This window comes from Streptomyces sp. NPDC088254 (assembly GCF_044740925.1).
GTDB lineage: Bacteria > Actinomycetota > Actinomycetes > Streptomycetales > Streptomycetaceae > Streptomyces.
On record NZ_JBIURQ010000011.1, the window covers coordinates 158450 to 174992 of the forward strand.

The 16543-nt window shown below is 72.8% G+C and carries 7 protein-coding genes; 2 read left to right on the top strand and 5 right to left on the bottom strand.

Annotated elements, in window-relative coordinates:
* Positions 1-26 precede the first annotated feature (26 nt).
* Entirely contained in the window at positions 27-953 is a 927-nt protein-coding gene (locus tag ACIOC0_RS29865) for a GNAT family N-acetyltransferase (protein WP_402158856.1), read from the top strand.
* Between the two features lie 28 nt (positions 954-981).
* On the opposite strand, the gene ACIOC0_RS29870 is transcribed toward ACIOC0_RS29865, so the two are convergent.
* The 3 genes from ACIOC0_RS29870 to ACIOC0_RS29880 form a co-directional block, all read right to left on the bottom strand.
* Positions 982-2136 (bottom strand): peptidoglycan DD-metalloendopeptidase family protein, encoded by a 1155-nt coding sequence (locus ACIOC0_RS29870; protein WP_402158857.1) that lies wholly within the window; start codon positions 2134-2136, stop codon positions 982-984.
* Positions 2137-2180: 44 nt separating this feature from the next.
* Positions 2181-3464, bottom strand: coding sequence for a type II CAAX prenyl endopeptidase Rce1 family protein (locus tag ACIOC0_RS29875; RefSeq protein WP_402158858.1), 1284 nt, complete (start codon positions 3462-3464; stop codon positions 2181-2183).
* Positions 3465-3622: 158 nt separating this feature from the next.
* The gene (locus ACIOC0_RS29880; RefSeq protein ID WP_402158859.1) at positions 3623-6997 is read right to left on the bottom strand and encodes a pyruvate carboxylase; all 3375 of its coding nucleotides are present in this window, start codon (positions 6995-6997) and stop codon (positions 3623-3625) included.
* Positions 6998-7340: 343 nt separating this feature from the next.
* Between ACIOC0_RS29880 and ACIOC0_RS29885 the strand changes: the two genes are divergently transcribed.
* Positions 7341-12527 carry a family 43 glycosylhydrolase gene (locus tag ACIOC0_RS29885; protein ID WP_402158860.1) on the top strand — a complete coding sequence of 1729 codons (5187 nt, stop codon included), beginning with the start codon at positions 7341-7343 and terminating at the stop codon, positions 12525-12527.
* Positions 12528-12581: 54 nt separating this feature from the next.
* On the opposite strand, the gene ACIOC0_RS29890 is transcribed toward ACIOC0_RS29885, so the two are convergent.
* Both ACIOC0_RS29890 and ACIOC0_RS29895 read right to left on the bottom strand, forming a co-directional pair.
* Entirely contained in the window at positions 12582-15395 is a 2814-nt protein-coding gene (locus ACIOC0_RS29890; RefSeq protein WP_402158861.1) for a hypothetical protein, read from the bottom strand.
* Positions 15392-16516: an AAA family ATPase gene (locus ACIOC0_RS29895; RefSeq protein ID WP_402158862.1), complete on the bottom strand. Its 1125-nt coding sequence runs from the start codon at positions 16514-16516 to the stop codon at positions 15392-15394. The genes ACIOC0_RS29890 and ACIOC0_RS29895 overlap by 4 nt, the downstream gene beginning before the upstream one ends.
* Between the last annotated feature and the right edge of the window lie 27 nt (positions 16517-16543).

Below are 16543 nucleotides of genomic sequence, written 5' to 3' on the forward strand. Positions count from 1 at the left end.
CCGCCGCTCCCCCGGACCCTGGCCCCATGTCCTACGTCCTGCGTGCCGCCACGCTCACCGACGCGCCCGCCGTCACCGACCTGCTCAACGCCGTCGACCTGATCGAGATCGGCCGGCCGGAGACGGACCTGCACACCGTCGAGGCGGACCTGAAGCACCCCGAGGTCGATCTGGCGCAGGACTCCTGGCTCGCCTTCGACGGGGACCGGCTGGTGGCTTACGGGCTGCTCTGGGACGAGTCGGACGGCGAGCGCGTCGACATCGACCACTACGTCCTGCCCGAGCACCAGGAGGCCGGGCGGCTGCTGCTGGACGCGATGGAGCCGCGCGCGCTGCGCAGGGCCAGGGACAACGGCGCCGAACGGGCCGTGGTGCACCTGAACTTGAACGTCGCGCCCACACTGGACACCGGTCTGCTCCGGGAGCGCGGCTGGTCAGTCGTACGGCGCTACCACGTGCTGCGCCGGCCTGTCGACCCCGTCGAGGACCGGGCCCCGGAGCCGCCCGCCGGAACACGGATCCGGCCCTGTGAGTCGGAGGCGGACCGCCGGCGCGTCCACGAGCTGTACCAGTCGACGTTCGCCGAGCACTTCGACTTCCAGCCGCGCGGCTACGAGCAGTGGCTGCACGACATCGACGGGACCGCCCTGGACTGGTCGCTGGTGTGGATCGCCGGCACGGACCACCTGGGGGACGCCGGGTTCCTGCTGGCGCGTGACGACCGGGAGGCGATGGGCTGGATCCGCAGCATCGGCGTCCGGCGCGAGGCCCGGGGACAGGGTCTGGCCGGGCTGCTGCTGCGGCACGCCTTCGCGGCGTTCGCCGCCCGGGGCCGGGACACGGTCGGCCTGGGCGTCGACACCTCCAACGAGACCGGCGCGCCGCAGCTCTACGCCCGCAACGGGATGACCGTGCACTACGCCGTGGACACCTGGGAGGCGGTGCTGCGGTGAACCGCAGCGCGGCGCGGCGCCGGTCGCCTCAGCCGCCGGCGCCCAGCCAGGGCCCCGGATCGGCGTAGTAGCCGTCGTAGACGACCTCGAAGTGCAGGTGCGGGCCGGTGGACAGGCCGGTCGAGCCGGCCCGGCCGACGAGGGTCCCGGTCCGCACGCTCTGCCCGACCCGCACGTCCAGCGCGGAGAGATGGCTGTACGTCGTCTCCAGCCGCTTGCCCTCGATGGTGCCGTGGTCGACGACGACCCGGTTGCCGTACGCCTTCGTCATCGCGGCGAACACGACCCTGCCGTCCCGCGCGGCCGTCACCGGGGCCCCCAGGGGAGCGGCGAAGTCCACGCCGGTGTGCAGTTTGGTCACGCCGGTCAGGGGGTGCCGGCGCGAGCCGTACGGGGAGGTGACGGTGAGCGCGGTCAGGGGCGCGGTGAGGACCGGGCCTCCCGCCGGACCGGTGTCGGTCTGCGGCTCCTTGTCGAAGGCCCCGTAGCGCGGCAGGAGCCCTTTCACCTCGGCCAGGTAGGTCAGCGCCCCGGCCGGGACGCGGCCGGCCCGCTTCACCGCGTCCGTGCCCACCGCGTACGCCGCGAGGGTCAGGTCGACGAGGTCGCCGTTCACGGTGCCCTCGGTGCGCAGCTCGGTGACCTGCTGGGCGAGGGAGCAGTCCTGCCGGCCGAGGGCCATGACGGCGTCGGCCGGATCCCGCGGCGAGGACTTCCCGTTGCCGTCGTCGTCGCGGCCCCAGCTGCGCCATTCGCCGTCGGTGAAGCCGGCGATGCCCTGTTCGCCCGAGGCGCCGGTGTCGTCGCGCCAGCCGGAGAGCTGGTCGATCTGGGCGGCGAGGAGCGCCGGGGTGACCACCGTGCAGGCCCCGGCGGCCTTGCGCAGCCAGGGCCCGTACGTCTCGTTCACACCGCCCGCGGCGCTCTGTCCTGAGCCGGCGTCCGGTGAGCCCTCGAGGGGGAGGCCGCCCGTCAGGGTGAGGACGCCGGCCACCGCGGCGAGGGTCAGCAGGCCCGGCAGCACGAGCAGGGTGACGGGGCCCGGGCCCCGCCGCGTCCTGCGGGGCGGGGACGGGACGGACTCGGGGGGCCGGTCCTGGGGTGCTTCGGCGGTGTCGCCGTGCGGCGGGTGCGGTGGTCGCGGTGCGTGCGGCCGGGCCTCGACGGTGCTGTCGTCGCTCACGCCACCGGCCGTCGCGGGGAGATGCGGTTGCTCACGGGCGGACGTTAGCGCGGGGCGCGCCCGGCGTCATCGGACGCGGAGGCAGAGGGCCCTGTCCCCGGGGGCAGACCTGCCCCGTCCGCGCGGCCCTCCCGGTCGTCGGCGGAGGGGCCCGGCGGAGGACCGCCGTAGGGGTTCTGGTGCGGCACGCTGTACGGGGCGTGCGGTCCGCCGGTGTGCGAGGGGTGTGGCGGGCCGCCGTACGGGGTCTGGTGCGGCACGGGGTACGGGCCGCCGTACGGATTCTGGTGCGGGCCGGCGTACGGAGCGTGCGGGTACCCCGGGTACGGGGCCGGCCGGCCTGCGTACGGGAAGTGCGGGTGCGGGGGGACCGGCGGCGGGGCCTGGGCCGTGCGGACCGGCGGGCGGCGGCGGGCGAGCCACAGGACGACCGCCGCGTACAGGAGCATGCCGGAGACGTCGACGAGCACGACCTGCCACGGTGAATCGGCGGCGGTCTCGTCGCTCTTGAGGCCGTCGACGATCGCGGCCGAGAAGCCGAAGGCGAACAGGTTGTTCACCGTGTGCAGCGCGATGCCCGCCTCCAGTCCGCCGGTGCGCACGCTCAACAGGCCCGCGACGACGCCGAACACGACCAGGTCGGCGAAGCCCCACGGGGTGCCCCACCCGTGGGCCGCGGCGAACAGCACCGCCTGCGGCACGACCGCCACCCAGGGCCGGCGGAGGAACGCGCCCGCGGCCTGGGTGAGCCAGCCGCGGAAGACGTACTCCTCGGCGGCGGCCTGGAACGGCACGAGCACCAGCAGCACGGCCATGGCGGACAGGAAGAACCCCCATCCGGCCCAGCGCACCGGCTCGTCGTCCCCCGGCAGCAGGAACATCACGGCGCCGGTGACGACGCTGACGGCGAGGGCGGCCAGCGTGTACGTGCCCAGCAGGCGCCAGCGCAGACGGCCGGTCACGGAGGAGACGGTGCCGGCCGGCCGGTCGCCGATCCAGCGCACCGCGAGCAGCACCACGGGGATGGCCACGGCTATCGCGACGAGGTCTACGGCGGTGCCCGCGACGGGTCCGAACTCCGTCATGCCGTCGCGGTCCACGGGATAGTCCCGAACGGCTCCCCAGACGTCGGCGAGGCCGTACACCAGGAGCAGGGTGAACGCGATGCCCCCCAGCAGGAACAGCGTGCCCACGAGCGGCCGCCACCATCGGTGGCGGGCCGATGTTCGGGCCAGGCGATGGTAGGCGAGCGTCTCGGAGTGCCCCGGGTCGGGTGCGGGCGGCGCCGGGTAGGGCGGGTACGTCGGGCCGGCGGGCGGAATCGTCATGCGGCGAACTCTCTCAGGGGCCGGTGCCCGGCATCGGCACCGGGCACGAACGGGGCGTCACCCATCTGAACGGACCGCCCGTCCACGAGTTCCCGCCCCGCCCGGCCCGGACATCCGACGCCACCGACCGGCCGCCGTCGATGCCCCGCGGGGTCGCGCTATCCGATCTCGACCAGCAGGTCCCCGCCCTCCACCTGCTGGATCCTGTTGATGGCGAGCCTGCTCACCCGGCCGCCCTTCGGGGCCGTGATGGTGGCTTCCATCTTCATCGCCTCGATGGTGGCCACGGTGGCGCCGGCCTCCACCTCGTCGCCCTCGGCGACCGTCAGCGTCACCACGCCCGCGAACGGGGCGGCGACATGGCCGGGGTCGGAGCGGTCGGCCTTCTCGGTGACCGGGACGTCGGTGGCGGCGGCCCGGTCGCGGACCTGGATGGGGCGCAACTGGCCGTTCAGGGAGGACATCACGGTGCGCAGACCACGCTCGTCGGCCTCGCCGATCGCCTGGAGCTCGATCAGCAGCCGCACGCCGGGTTCGAGATCGACGGCGTACTCCTTGCCCGGGCGCAGACCGTAGAAGAAGTCCTTGCTGTCCAGGACGCTGGTGTCGCCGTAGGCCTGGCGGTGGGTGTCGAACTCGCGGGTGGGACCGGGGAACAGCAGCCGGTTGAGGGTGGCGCGGGGGGACTTCTCCAGGCCCTCGCGGTCCTCGGCGCTCAGTTCGGTGACCGGCTTGGGCTCGGCGCGGCCCTGGAGGGCCTTGCTGCGGAACGGCTCGGGCCAGCCGCCGGGCGGGGTGCCGAGTTCGCCGCGCAGGAAGCCGATGACGGAGTCGGGGATGTCGTAGCGGTCGGGCGCCGACTCGAAGTCCTCGGGGCTGACGCCGGCGCCGACCAGGTGCAGGGCGAGGTCGCCGACCACCTTGGACGACGGGGTGACCTTGACCAGGTGGCCCAGGATGCGGTCGGCGGCCGCGTACATCGCCTCGATGTCCTCGAAGCGGTCGCCGAGGCCGAGCGCGACGGCCTGGGTGCGCAGGTTGGACAGCTGTCCGCCGGGGATCTCGTGGTGGTAGACGCGCCCGGTCGGGGAGGCGAGGCCCGCCTCGAAGGGGGCGTAGATCCTGCGGACGCCCTCCCAGTAGGGCTCGAGGTCGCCGACGGCCTGGAGGTCGAGGCCGGTGGGGCGCTCGGAGTGGTCGGTGGCGGCGACGAGCGCGGACAGCGACGGCTGGGAGGTCGTACCCGCCATGGAGGCCACGGCGCCGTCGACGGCGTCCGCGCCGGCCTGGATCGCGGCGAGGTAGGTGGCGAGCTGGCCGCCCGCGGTGTCGTGGGTGTGCAGGTGCACCGGCAGGTCGAACTCGCGGCGCAGCGCGGAGACGAGGGTGGCGGCGGCAGGGGCGCGCAGCAGGCCGGCCATGTCCTTGACGGCGAGGACGTGGGCGCCGGCCTCGACGATCTGCTCCGCGAGGCGCAGGTAGTAGTCGAGGGTGTAGAGGCGCTCGTTCGGGTCGGACAGGTCGGAGGTGTAGCAGAGGGCGACCTCGGCGATCGCGGTGCCGGTCTCACGTACGGCGTCGATGGCGGGGCGCATCTGGCCGACGTCGTTGAGGGCGTCGAAGATGCGGAAGATGTCGATGCCGGTGGCGGCGGCCTCTTGGACGAAGGCGTCGGTGACCTCGGTCGGGTAGGGGGTGTAGCCGACGGTGTTGCGGCCGCGCAGCAGCATCTGGAGGCAGATGTTGGGGACGGCCTCGCGCAGGGCGGCGAGCCGCTCCCAGGGGTCCTCGGCGAGGAAGCGCAGGGCGACGTCGTAGGTGGCGCCGCCCCAGCACTCCAGGGAGAGCAGTCCGGGCAGGGTGTGGGCGACGACCGGGGCGGTGGCGAGGAGGTCCTTGGTGCGCACGCGGGTGGCCAGCAGGGACTGGTGGGCGTCGCGGAAGGTGGTGTCGGTGACGCCGATGGTCGGGGACTCGCGCAGCTGCCGGGCGAAGCCCTCGGGGCCGAGGTGGATCAGGCGCTGGCGGGAGCCGGCGGGCGGCTCGCCCTGGGGCAGCGGCGGCAGCTTGGTGGTGGGGTCGATCAGCTCGGGCCGTTCGCCGTGCGGCTTGTTCACGGTGACGTCGGCGAGGTAGGTGAGCAGCTTGGTGCCGCGGTCGGCGGAGTGACGGGCGGTCAGCAGGTGCGGGCGCTGCTCGATGAACGAGGTGGTGACGCGTCCGGCCTGGAAGTCGGCGTCGTCCAGAACGGCCTGGAGGAAGGGGATGTTGGTGGCGACGCCGCGGATGCGGAACTCGGCGACGGCGCGCCGGGCGCGGCCGATCGCGGTCGGGAAGTCGCGTCCCCGGCAGGTGAGTTTGACCAGCATCGAGTCGAAGTGGGCGCTGATGTCGGTGCCGGCGTGGGTGGTTCCGCCGTCGAGGCGGATGCCGGAGCCGCCCGGGGAGCGGTAGGCGCTGATGCGGCCGGTGTCGGGGCGGAAGCCGTTGGCGGGGTCCTCGGTGGTGATGCGGCACTGCAGGGCCGCGCCGCGCAGCCTGACGGTGTCCTGCGACAGGCCGAGGTCTGCGAGGGTCTCGCCGGAGGCGATGCGCAGTTGGGCCTGGACGAGGTCGACGTCGGTGACCTCCTCGGTGACCGTGTGCTCGACCTGGATGCGGGGGTTCATCTCGATGAAGACGTGATTGCCGTCGCGGTCGAGGAGGAACTCGACGGTGCCGGCGTTGCGGTAGCCGATCTCGCGGGCGAAGCGGACGGCGTCGGCGCAGATCCGGTCGCGCAGCCCGGGGTCGAGGTTGGGCGCGGGCGCCATCTCGATGACCTTCTGGTGGCGGCGCTGGAGCGAGCAGTCCCGTTCGAACAGGTGGATGACGTCGCCCTGGCCGTCGGCGAGGATCTGCACCTCGATGTGGCGGGGTTCGACGACGGCCTTCTCGAGGAAGACGGTGGGGTCGCCGAAGGCGGAGGCCGCCTCGCGGGAGGCGGCTTCGACGGCCTCGCGGAGCTGCGCCGGGTCCTCCACGCGCCGCATGCCGCGCCCGCCGCCGCCGGCGACGGCCTTCACGAAGACCGGGAAGCCGATCTCGTCGGCGGCGCGGACCAGTTCGTCGACGTCGGTGGAGGGCTGCGAGGAGCCAAGCACCGGCACGCCGGCGGCGCGGGCGGCGGCGACCGCGCGGGCCTTGTTGCCGGTCAGCTCCAGGGTGCGGGCGTCGGGTCCGACGAAGGTGATGCCCGCTTCCTCGCAGGCGCGGGCCAGTTCGGGGTTCTCGGAGAGGAACCCGTAGCCCGGGTAGACGGCGTCGGCGCCCGCGCGGCGGGCGGCGCCGACGATCTCCTCCACGGACAGGTACGCGCGCACCGGATGTCCCGGCTCCCCGATCTCGTAGGCCTCGTCGGCCTTCAGTCGGTGCAGCGAGTTGCGGTCCTCGTGGGGGAAGACGGCGACGGTGCGCGCGCCGAGCTCGTAGCCGGCGCGGAACGCCCTGATCGCGATCTCGCCACGGTTGGCGACCAGCACCTTGCGGAACATCCTGGAATCCCTTCAGCCTGCCGGTGACGGCACCATGGTGTCGGTGCGGTCACCTCAGTGCCATGTGAATCAGGCCACTCGGCTCAGCGTGCCGACCTGTGCTCCGTACGGGGTAGAAGGGGCCGGCGCCCAGGGTGGGGCGACGGCGGCCGTGCGGTCCGGCGTCCCCGGTAGGCGCCGGTCTCCTGACCTCTGTCGCCAACTCGTCGTCACTGAGGGCGCTTTGAGAGGACACCAGGCCTTGTTCGACAGGTCGGACATCGTTCGAGATCTATTGACGCCGCACCACAGCCCGTTTGACACTCTCGCAACACCACGTCACACAGCTGAAACGGCGGGCCCCATGACGCACATCCCCCCACCCCGCAGCAGGGCGAGACGCCGCGCGAAACGGCTCGCCGGACTCGTCGCCGGTTCCATGCTCCTCGGGCTCACCGCGACGGCGGCCCCCGTCCAGGCGGCCGAGAGCGCGGACGTCACCGACGGGCTGGCCCTCTGGTACAAGTTCGACGGCCCCTCCGGCGCCGCCGACTCCTCCGGGCACGGCCGTGACGGCGTGGTCCAGGGCTCCGCCGACTGGTCCCGGCCGGGCGAGGGCCTCGGCTTCAACGGCGCCGACACCTACGTCAAGGCGCCGAACGACCTGATGAAGGGCATGGCCTCGATCACCGTCTCCACGGACGTGCTGATCGACGCCACGCAGAGCGCCCCCTACTTCCTCTACGGCTTCGGCAACACGAGCGGCGGCAGCGGCAACGGCTACCTGTTCACCACCGGCAACTCCTTCCGCACCTCGATCGCCACCGGCAACTGGTCGACGGAGCAGACCACCAAGCCCGCCGACTCCCACAATCTCACCCGCGCGGTGTGGAAGCACATCGCCTACACCCAGACGGGCAGCACCGGCGTCCTGTACGAGGACGGCGTCGAGGTCGCCCGCAACACCGCGGTGAGCACCACCCCGGGCGCCATCGGCGCCGGCACGACCACCGCCAACTCCATAGGCAGGTCGGTCTATTCGAGCGACAAGCTGTTCAAGGGCCGGATGCGCGACTTCCGCGTCTACGACCGGGCGCTGGCCGCCTCCGAGGTCGAGCGGCTCTCCCTGCCCGTGGCCGCGCGGGGCGTCGCCGACGACAAGGCCGCCCTCACGCTGGGGGACACCGCGGCCGTGACCGCCGACCTCGACCTGCCCAGGACGGGCCCGGCGGGCGGCTCGGCCATCACCTGGGCCAGCGACGCCCCGGCCGTGGTGTCCGCCGCCGGGAAGGTGACCCGCCCCGCCGCCGGCGAGCCCGACGGCCACGCCACGCTCACCGCGACCCTGAAGAAGGGCACGGTCACCGCCACCCGGTCCTTCGACGTCACGGTCCTCGCCGCCTACGACGACGCCACCTCCGTCCGGCAGGCGGCCGAGGCGCTCACCGTGCACAACCTCGGCGACGCGCGCGGCAACCTCTCCCTCCCGGCGTCCGGCGCGTACGGCACCTCCGTCGCCTGGACCTCCGCGCGCCCGGACGTGGTCTCCGCCGACGGCGTGGTCCGCCGGCCCGCGCACGGGGCCGGCGCGACCGCCGTCGAACTCACCGCGACCGTCACCAAGGGCGCGGCGAAGGCGACCCGCGCGTTCACCGCGAAGGTCCCCGAGCTCCCGGCGCCCGCCGCCCTCAAGGGCTACCTCTTCAGCTACTTCACCGGCGAGGGCACCGCGGACGGCGAGCAGGTCTCCTTCGCGCTCAGCCAGGGCGACGACCCGCTGAAGTGGCGGGAGCTCAACGACGGACGGCCCGTGCTGACCTCGTCCCTCGGCGAGCGGGGTCTGCGCGACCCGTTCATCATCCGCTCCCCCGAGGGCGACAAGTTCTACCAGATCGCCACCGACCTCAGGATCTACGGCAACGGCGACTGGGACGCCGCCCAGCGCACCGGCAGCAAGTCCATCATGGTGTGGGAGTCCACCGACCTCGTCCACTGGACGGACCAGCGCCTGGTGCGGGTCTCCCCCGACAGCGCGGGCAACACCTGGGCGCCTGAGGCGTTCTACGACGCCGAGCGCGGCGAGTACGTGGTGTTCTGGGCGTCGAAGCTGTACGCGGACGCGGCGCACACCGGCGACACGTACAACCGGATGATGTACGCCACCACGCGCGACTTCCACACCTTCAGCGAGCCCAAGGTGTGGGTCGACCGGGGCTATTCGGTCATCGACTCCACCGTGATCCGGCACGACGGCGTCTACTACCGGCTCTCCAAGGACGAGCGCAACAACAGCTCCTCCACGCCCAACAGCAAGTTCGTCTTCGAGGAGAAGAGCGACTCGCTGCGGAACCTCTCCTGGGAGCCGGTCGCCGAGGGCATCGGCAAGGGCGCGATGAACGCGGCCGAGGGGCCGCTGGTGTTCAAGTCCAACACCGAGGACAAGTGGTACGCGTTCCTCGACGAGTTCGGCGGACGCGGCTACATCCCGTTCGAGACGACCGACCTCGCCTCCGGCGTGTGGACCCCGTCCACCGGATACGAACTGCCCGCGCGGCCCCGGCACGGCACCGTCCTTCCCGTCACCCAGGCCGAGTACGACCGGCTGCTGCGCGCCTACCAGCCCGACCAGCAGGTCACCGACGTCGAGGACGTGAGCGTCGGCACCCGCGTCGGCCAGGCGCCCGTGCTGCCCGCGACGGTCGTCGCCGGGTACGCCGACGGCGTGCGCCGGCCCGTCGCGGTCACCTGGGACGCCGTCCCCGTCTCCGCGTACGCCCGGCCCGGGACCTTCGCCGTGGCAGGCGTTCTCGCGGACGGCTCCGCCACCGCCGTCCGCGCCCAGGTCACCGTGTCGGCCGAGGGCCCGGACACACCCGCCGACCTGCTCCTGCACTACACCTTCGACGAGACGTCCGGCAGCATCGCCCGTGACGTGAGCGGCCACGGCCTGCACGGCGCCTACGAGCGCACCCCCGCCTTCGGGACCGGCGTGCACGGCGGCTCGTTCGTGATGTCCGGGGACTCCGCGACCTCCCCCTACGTGAAGATCCCGAACGGACTGCTGAAGGACGCCGGTGGTGTGACGGTGTCGACGTACGCCAAGTGGAAGGGCGGCGCCGGCTTCCAGTGGCTGTTCGGGCTCGGCCCGGACAGCGACAAGTACCTCTTCGCCACCCCCTCCAACGGCGGCAACAGCCTCTACTCGGCCATCACCACGGCGAGTTGGTCGGCGGAGTCCAAGCTGACGGCGGGCTCCCCGCTGACGCCCGGGGTGTGGCGGCATGTGACGGTCACCCTCGACGGCGCGACCGGCCGGATGGTCCTCTACGTCGACGGGGTGGAGGCGGCCCGTACGACGACCGCCGTCAAGCCGTCCGAGCTGTACGACGCGGCCAAGGGCCAGAGCGGATACATCGGCAGGTCCCTGTACGCGGCCGACCCGTACTTCGGCGGCGAGGTCGACGACTTCCGCGTCTACGGCCGGGCTCTGTCGGCCGAGGAGGTCATGGAGCTGAGCGGCAACACCGCGGGCATCGCGAAGGCGTCGCACCCCGCGCTGAAGGTCGACGCGATCGTCGACGACGCGGGCGGCCGGATCACCCTGCCGATGAAGGAGGGCACCGATCTGAGCGCCCTGACACCGGAGTTCACGCTCGCCCACGGCGCTGCCGTCAGCCCCGCGTCGGGCAGTGTGCAGGACTTCAGCCATCCGGTGACGTACCAGGTGACCGGCTCCGACGGGAAGAAGCGCACCTGGACGGTGTCGGCGCTGGTCATGCGGACGCCGGCGCTGCCGGGTCTGAACGCCGACCCCAACATCGTCCGCTTCGGCGACACCTTCTACCTCTACCCGACCACCGACGGCTTCGAGGGCTGGAGCGGCACGCAGTTCAAGGCCTACTCCTCCACCGACCTGGTCCACTGGAAGGACCACGGCGTCATCCTCGACCTCGGGCCCGACGTGTCCTGGGCGGACAGCAGGGCCTGGGCGCCGACGATGGCGGAGAAGAACGGCAGGTACTACTTCTACTTCTCCGCCGACGCCAACATCGGCGTCGCGGTGGCCGACTCGCCCACCGGTCCCTTCAAGGACCCGCTCGGCCGGCCGTTGCTGAAGGCGGGCCAGCTCAGCGGCCAGATGATCGACCCGGCGGTGTTCACCGACGACGACGGGCAGTCGTACCTGTACTTCGGCAACGGGCGCGGATACGTCGTCCCGCTCAACGCGGACATGACCTCCTTCGACGCCTCGAAGATCAAGGACATCACCCCGAGCGGCTACAACGAGGGCTCCTTCGTCGTGAAGCGCAAGGGCGTCTACTACCTCATGTGGTCGGAGAACGACACCCGGGACGAGAACTACCGCGTCGCCTACGCGACCGGCTCCTCCCCCTACGGGCCGTGGACCAAGCGGGGCGTGATCCTGGAGAAGGACCTCTCACTGGGCGTCAAGGGCACCGGCCACCACTCGGTGACACAGGTGCCCGGCACCGACGACTGGTACATCGCCTACCACCGCTTCGCGATGCCCGGCGGTGACGGCATGCACCGCGAAACCACCCTGGACCGGCTGGAGTTCGACGCGGACGGCCTGATCAAGAAGGTCGTGCCCACGCTGACGGGCGTGGGCCCGGTGGGCATCGCCCACGCCGGCGCGGACGCCGCCGGGACGGAGGGCGCGGCGATCGCGCTCACCGGCACGGTCTCCGGCGCCGGCGGCGCCAAGTGGACGCTCCAGGCCGGCGCGCCCTGCACGCTCGCCGACCCGGCCTCCGCCCGCACGACGCTCACCTGCACCGACGACGGCGTCCACACGGCGGCCCTGACGGCGGGCCGCAGCAGCGACACCGTCACCGTCACCGTGGCCAACGCGGCCCCCGCGATCACGGCGGCCGCGGCCGCGCAGTCCCCGCTCCCGGTCCGCCGGCCGGCCGTCGTCACCGCCACGTTCACCGACGCCGGCGCGTCCGACACCCACACCTGCACCGTGGACTGGCGGGACGGCACGAAGCCGGCCGCCGGCCAGGTCACCGCGACCGGCTGCCGCGCCGAGCACACCTACGCCCGGCCGGGCATCCACCGCCCCGTCGTCACCGTGACGGACGACGAGGGGGCGACGGCCGCCGCGACGCTCCCCGAGCTGATCGTGTACGACCGCACCGCGGGCCCCGTGGTCGGCGCGGGCCTGTTCGACTCCCAGGCGGGCGCCTACCCGGCCAAGCCGGCACTGAAGGGCCCGGCGTTCTTCTCCGTCGCCGCCGGCTACCTGCCCGGCTCCACCGCCCCGGCCGGATCGGTCACCTTCGACTTCGCCCCGGCCGGCCTGACCCTCCGCTCGACCGCCCTCGACTGGCTGGTCGTCACCGGCGACACAGCCGTCCTCCAGGGCTCCGCGGCCCTGGGCGGCAAGAAGGGCTACGCCTTCCGCGCCACGGCGACGGAAACCCCGGGCACCTTCGCCCTCCGCGTCTGGAACACCACCACAGGAGCCGTCGCCTACGACAACACCCCCGGCACGAAGACCCACGCCCTCCTGACCGTCGGCCTGTGACCCCACCCGACACCGCACGGGCCCCCGCCGTTCCGGCGGGGGCCCGTCGCGTGCTCAGCCCGCCGGGATCGCCAGCAGGGCCGCCAGTGCCTCGGTCGTGGTCGGGTGGTGGGTGAGGAGGGTGGTTCCGGGGGCCTCGGGGCGGGGGGTGGTCGAGGTCGCCCACGTGCCGGGGTAGGTGAGGTGGGCTGCGAGGGCGTCGCAGGTGGTGGGGTGGCTGATGAGGAGGGCCAGGGGCTGGGCCGTGCTGGGCTCCGGAGCCGGGGGCAGCAGGGCCGGCTGGTGGTCGTGGAGCCAGGGTGGGGTCCAGGCGTCCAGGTCCTGGAGACCGGGCGGGAAGAGGCGGGCGGCCTCGCGGATCAGGAGGGGGGCCTGCTCGGCGCCGTCGGCGCGCAGGGTGCTGATGAGGGTGGGCAGCCAGGGCAGCAGGACCGGGTCGGGGAGGCGGGCGAAGGCGTTCGACACGGCCTCCACGACGAAGTCGGCCAGCGCGGGCACCGGTTCGAGGGCGTGCAGGAAGCCGCTGAGGTAGCGCGGGTAGGCCGGCAGCGCCAGCGGGTCGGCCAGCAGGGCGTCGCAGCGGGAGCGCAGGGCCGGCCGGGACAGGGTGCCCAGGTGGGTCCGGGCCGCCCACAGCAGCGCCGTCCTGGACGGCTCCTCCGGGTGGCACTGGGCCAGGGCCAGTTCGAGCTGGGCCCTGTCGCAGCCGAGGGAGAGCGCGAGGTGCTCCATGCCGAACAGGAAGCCCAGCATGGCCCCGACCTGGCGCACGGTGGCGTCCTCGTCGGTGAACGCCGTCGGCAGCAGCGTGCAGTAGTGCGCGTAGCCGGTCTTGACGAACGACTCGATCCACGGCGGCAGCACCGGTTCGCTGGTGCGGTAGTGCGTCAGCAGTCTGCGGATCCGGCGCAGGACCTCCGGCGCGCCGTCGACGCTGCGCTCGCCCGACAGCACGTCGAGGGCCCGGGTGCCGAGTTCGTCGGCGAGGCGGCGGCTGCGCAGGTAGAGGATGGCGTCCTCGACGGTTTCCAGGACCTGGGCGGCCGTGGCCTGCGGGGCGTACGCCGTCCGCCGCAGCCGCTGCTCGAGGACCTGTTCGATGCTGACGCCCTCGTAGCCGAGCTCGATCAGGGCCCGCTCGTGGGTGCCGAGCGCCAGGTCCCACGACTCCTGGATGGGGCGCTCGCCGAAGCTGCGCTCGCCCATGACGATCCGGGCCGCGCCCTGGGGCAGCAGACGACGCAGCATCCACAGCACGTCGGAGCAGCGCTCCAGCTCGGGCCGTGCGGCGATGTCGAGGAGGGCCCGCTGGACGCCCCGCTGCTGCAGTCGGAGGCCGAGCGGGGCGAGGCGGTCGTGCACGTCCCGGGCGAGGGGCGGCAGGGCGTCGTAGCCGACCCGGCCGATCCGGTCGCCGCCCATCATGATCTCGACCAGCCGGCGTACGTCCCGCCGCCCCGGCACGGCGTCCTTCTCGATGCAGGTGATCGCCGCGTCCTGGAAGTCGTACGGGGTGGGCTTGACGCGGTCGCGCATCCCGGCGAGCAGGATGGACGTCTCGAACACGGCGATGGCGTCGGCGGTGGAGGCGAGGTAGCCGCTTCGCCGGGCGGCCCGCACGATGTCCACGGACCAGCCGAGCAGTTCGGCCTCGTCGAGCGGGTCGAGGGCGGGCGGCCGCTGGAGGAAGCCGGTGAGCCTGTCGGCGGGCCCGCTCACGGACGCGGACGCGGATGCGGGGAGGGCCTTGCGCGCGCGGGTGCTCTTCTTCGCGCCCGCCTGGCCCGCCAGCCGGTACGGCTTGACGCCGGTCCGGTCGAGGTTCTTCGCCCACTGGGTCGCCGCGATGGACACCGAGCCGGCGGCCAGGCCGAACTGCGCCTCGATCGCGGCGTGGCTGGACGGGATCAGCCCGTGCAGCCACTTGGTGGGGGTGCGCGGGGTGATGGTGAAGGTGTCGCTGCCGTGCACGCCGAACTCGGCGACCTGGCTGGCGGCGTGGAACGCGCCGCACACGTACAGGCAGTCGGCGGGGTCGGCCCCGGTGGCGGCGAGGTGTTCGCGCATCCGGGTCCACATGTACCGTTCGCGGTCCTCGTCGACGCGCACCTGCCGCGCGTCGCCGGGGGCGAGCCGCCGGAAGAGGCTGCCGATGAGCAGCATGACCTGCCGGTAGGTGTCGTGGTCGCCGTCGCCGAGGGGGACCTCGACGTACTGGTGCCACCACTCCGACCAGTGCCGCACCCGGCCGTGGCGCAGCAGGTGCTCCTCCAGTTCGGCGAAGCGGGGCCGCAGGTCGCCGATCTCCACGCCGACGGCGTCGCCGTGGAGGGCGCTCTCCTCGTCGGCGGGCGGCGCGTCGAGGCTGGTCCCTTCGGCGGGCGGCGTCTGCCATTGGAAGACGTGGTCGGAGGAGCGGTCGACGAGGACGAGTTCCACGCCGGGGGTGTCGAGGGCGTAGGCGATCGCCTGGTACTCGGCGGACGCCTCGGTGACGGGGGCGACGACCGACAGCGGCGACCAGTCGGCGGGGAATCCGTCGACCTGGCCGGCGAACGCCTGGACGGCCACCGGAAGGCGGCAGTTGCGCAGTTCGGTCAGGAGCGGCGCCATGTCCTCGCACAGCTCCAGGTAGACCACCTTCGGCTGCTTCTGGCGCAGCCGGCGTGCCATGGCGAGCGCGGACGCCGGTGAGTGGTGGCAGACGGGGAAGATCTCCAGCGGTTCGCGCACCGCGCGTTCGACGTCGTCGACGATGCCCCGCAGGATGCCCTCCAGCGCGCCGGGCCCGTCGGCGAAGGTGAGGGCGGCGTCGTGGAGTTGGCCGCGCAGCGCGTCGAAGGCGCCGCCGCTCGTGCCGCCGTTCACGACAGGGTCGCGATCGCGTGGCGGCCGCCCTCCAGGAACTCCGGCCAGGAGCCCCCTTGTTCCTTGCTGCGGGGTTCGACGACGCCGTGCAGGTACTTGTTGAGGATGGCGAGGTCCTCGGGCTCGCGGCGGGCGAGGGAGCCGACGAGGGAGGAGGCGAGGGTGTGCGCGGTGAGGGCGCGCTCGCCGAAGAAGTTGCTGTGCAGGATGGCGTCCTCCAGGACGCCGATCTGTTCGGCCGTGGACAGCGCGGACTCCAGTTTCTCGTCGTCGCTGCCGGCCGCGGCGGCGGAGGCGCGCAGGTCGGCGAAGCTCTGCAACAGCACGTCCAGCAGGGTGGGCGGCACGTCGAGGTCGATGTGGTGGCGGCGCAGCAGTTCCTCGGTGCGGAAGCGGACGATCTCCGCCTCGCTCTTCTTGTTCGTCACCACGGGGATGCGGACGAAGTTGAAGCGGCGCTTGAGCGCGGAGGACAGGTCGTTGACGCCCCGGTCGCGGCTGTTGGCGGTGGCGATGACGGAGAAGCCGGGCTTGGCGAACACGATGTTGTCAAAGTCGCCGTCGCCGCCGAGTTCGGGGACGGAGATGTACTTCTCGGACAGGATCGAGATCAGCGCGTCCTGGACGTCGCTGGTGGACCGGGTGAGCTCCTCGAAGCGGCCGATGGAGCCGGCTTCCATCGCGGTCATGATGGGTGAGGGGATCATCGACTCGCGGGACTGTCCCTTGGCGATCACCATGGACACGTTCCACGAGTACTTGATGTGGTCCTCGGTGGTGCCGGCCGTGCCCTGCACGACGAGGGTGGAGTTGCGGCAGATCGCGGCGGACAGCAGCTCGGCCAGCCAGCTCTTGCCGGTGCCGGGGTCGCCGATGAGCAGCAGGCCGCGGTCGGAGGCGAGGGTGACGATGGAGCGCTCGACGAAGCTGCGGTCGCCGAACCACTTGGGCGCGATCTCCCGGTCGAGGCCGTCGGCGCGCTCGGAGCCGAGGATGAACAGCCGGACCATCTTGGGCGACAGCCGCCAGGAGAACGGCTTGGGGCCGTCGTCGACCGACTCCAGCCAGTCCAGTTCCTCGGCGTACTTGATCTCGGCGGGGGCGCGCAACAGGTCGGACATGTGAGGGCCTTTCACTTCGATGAGGGC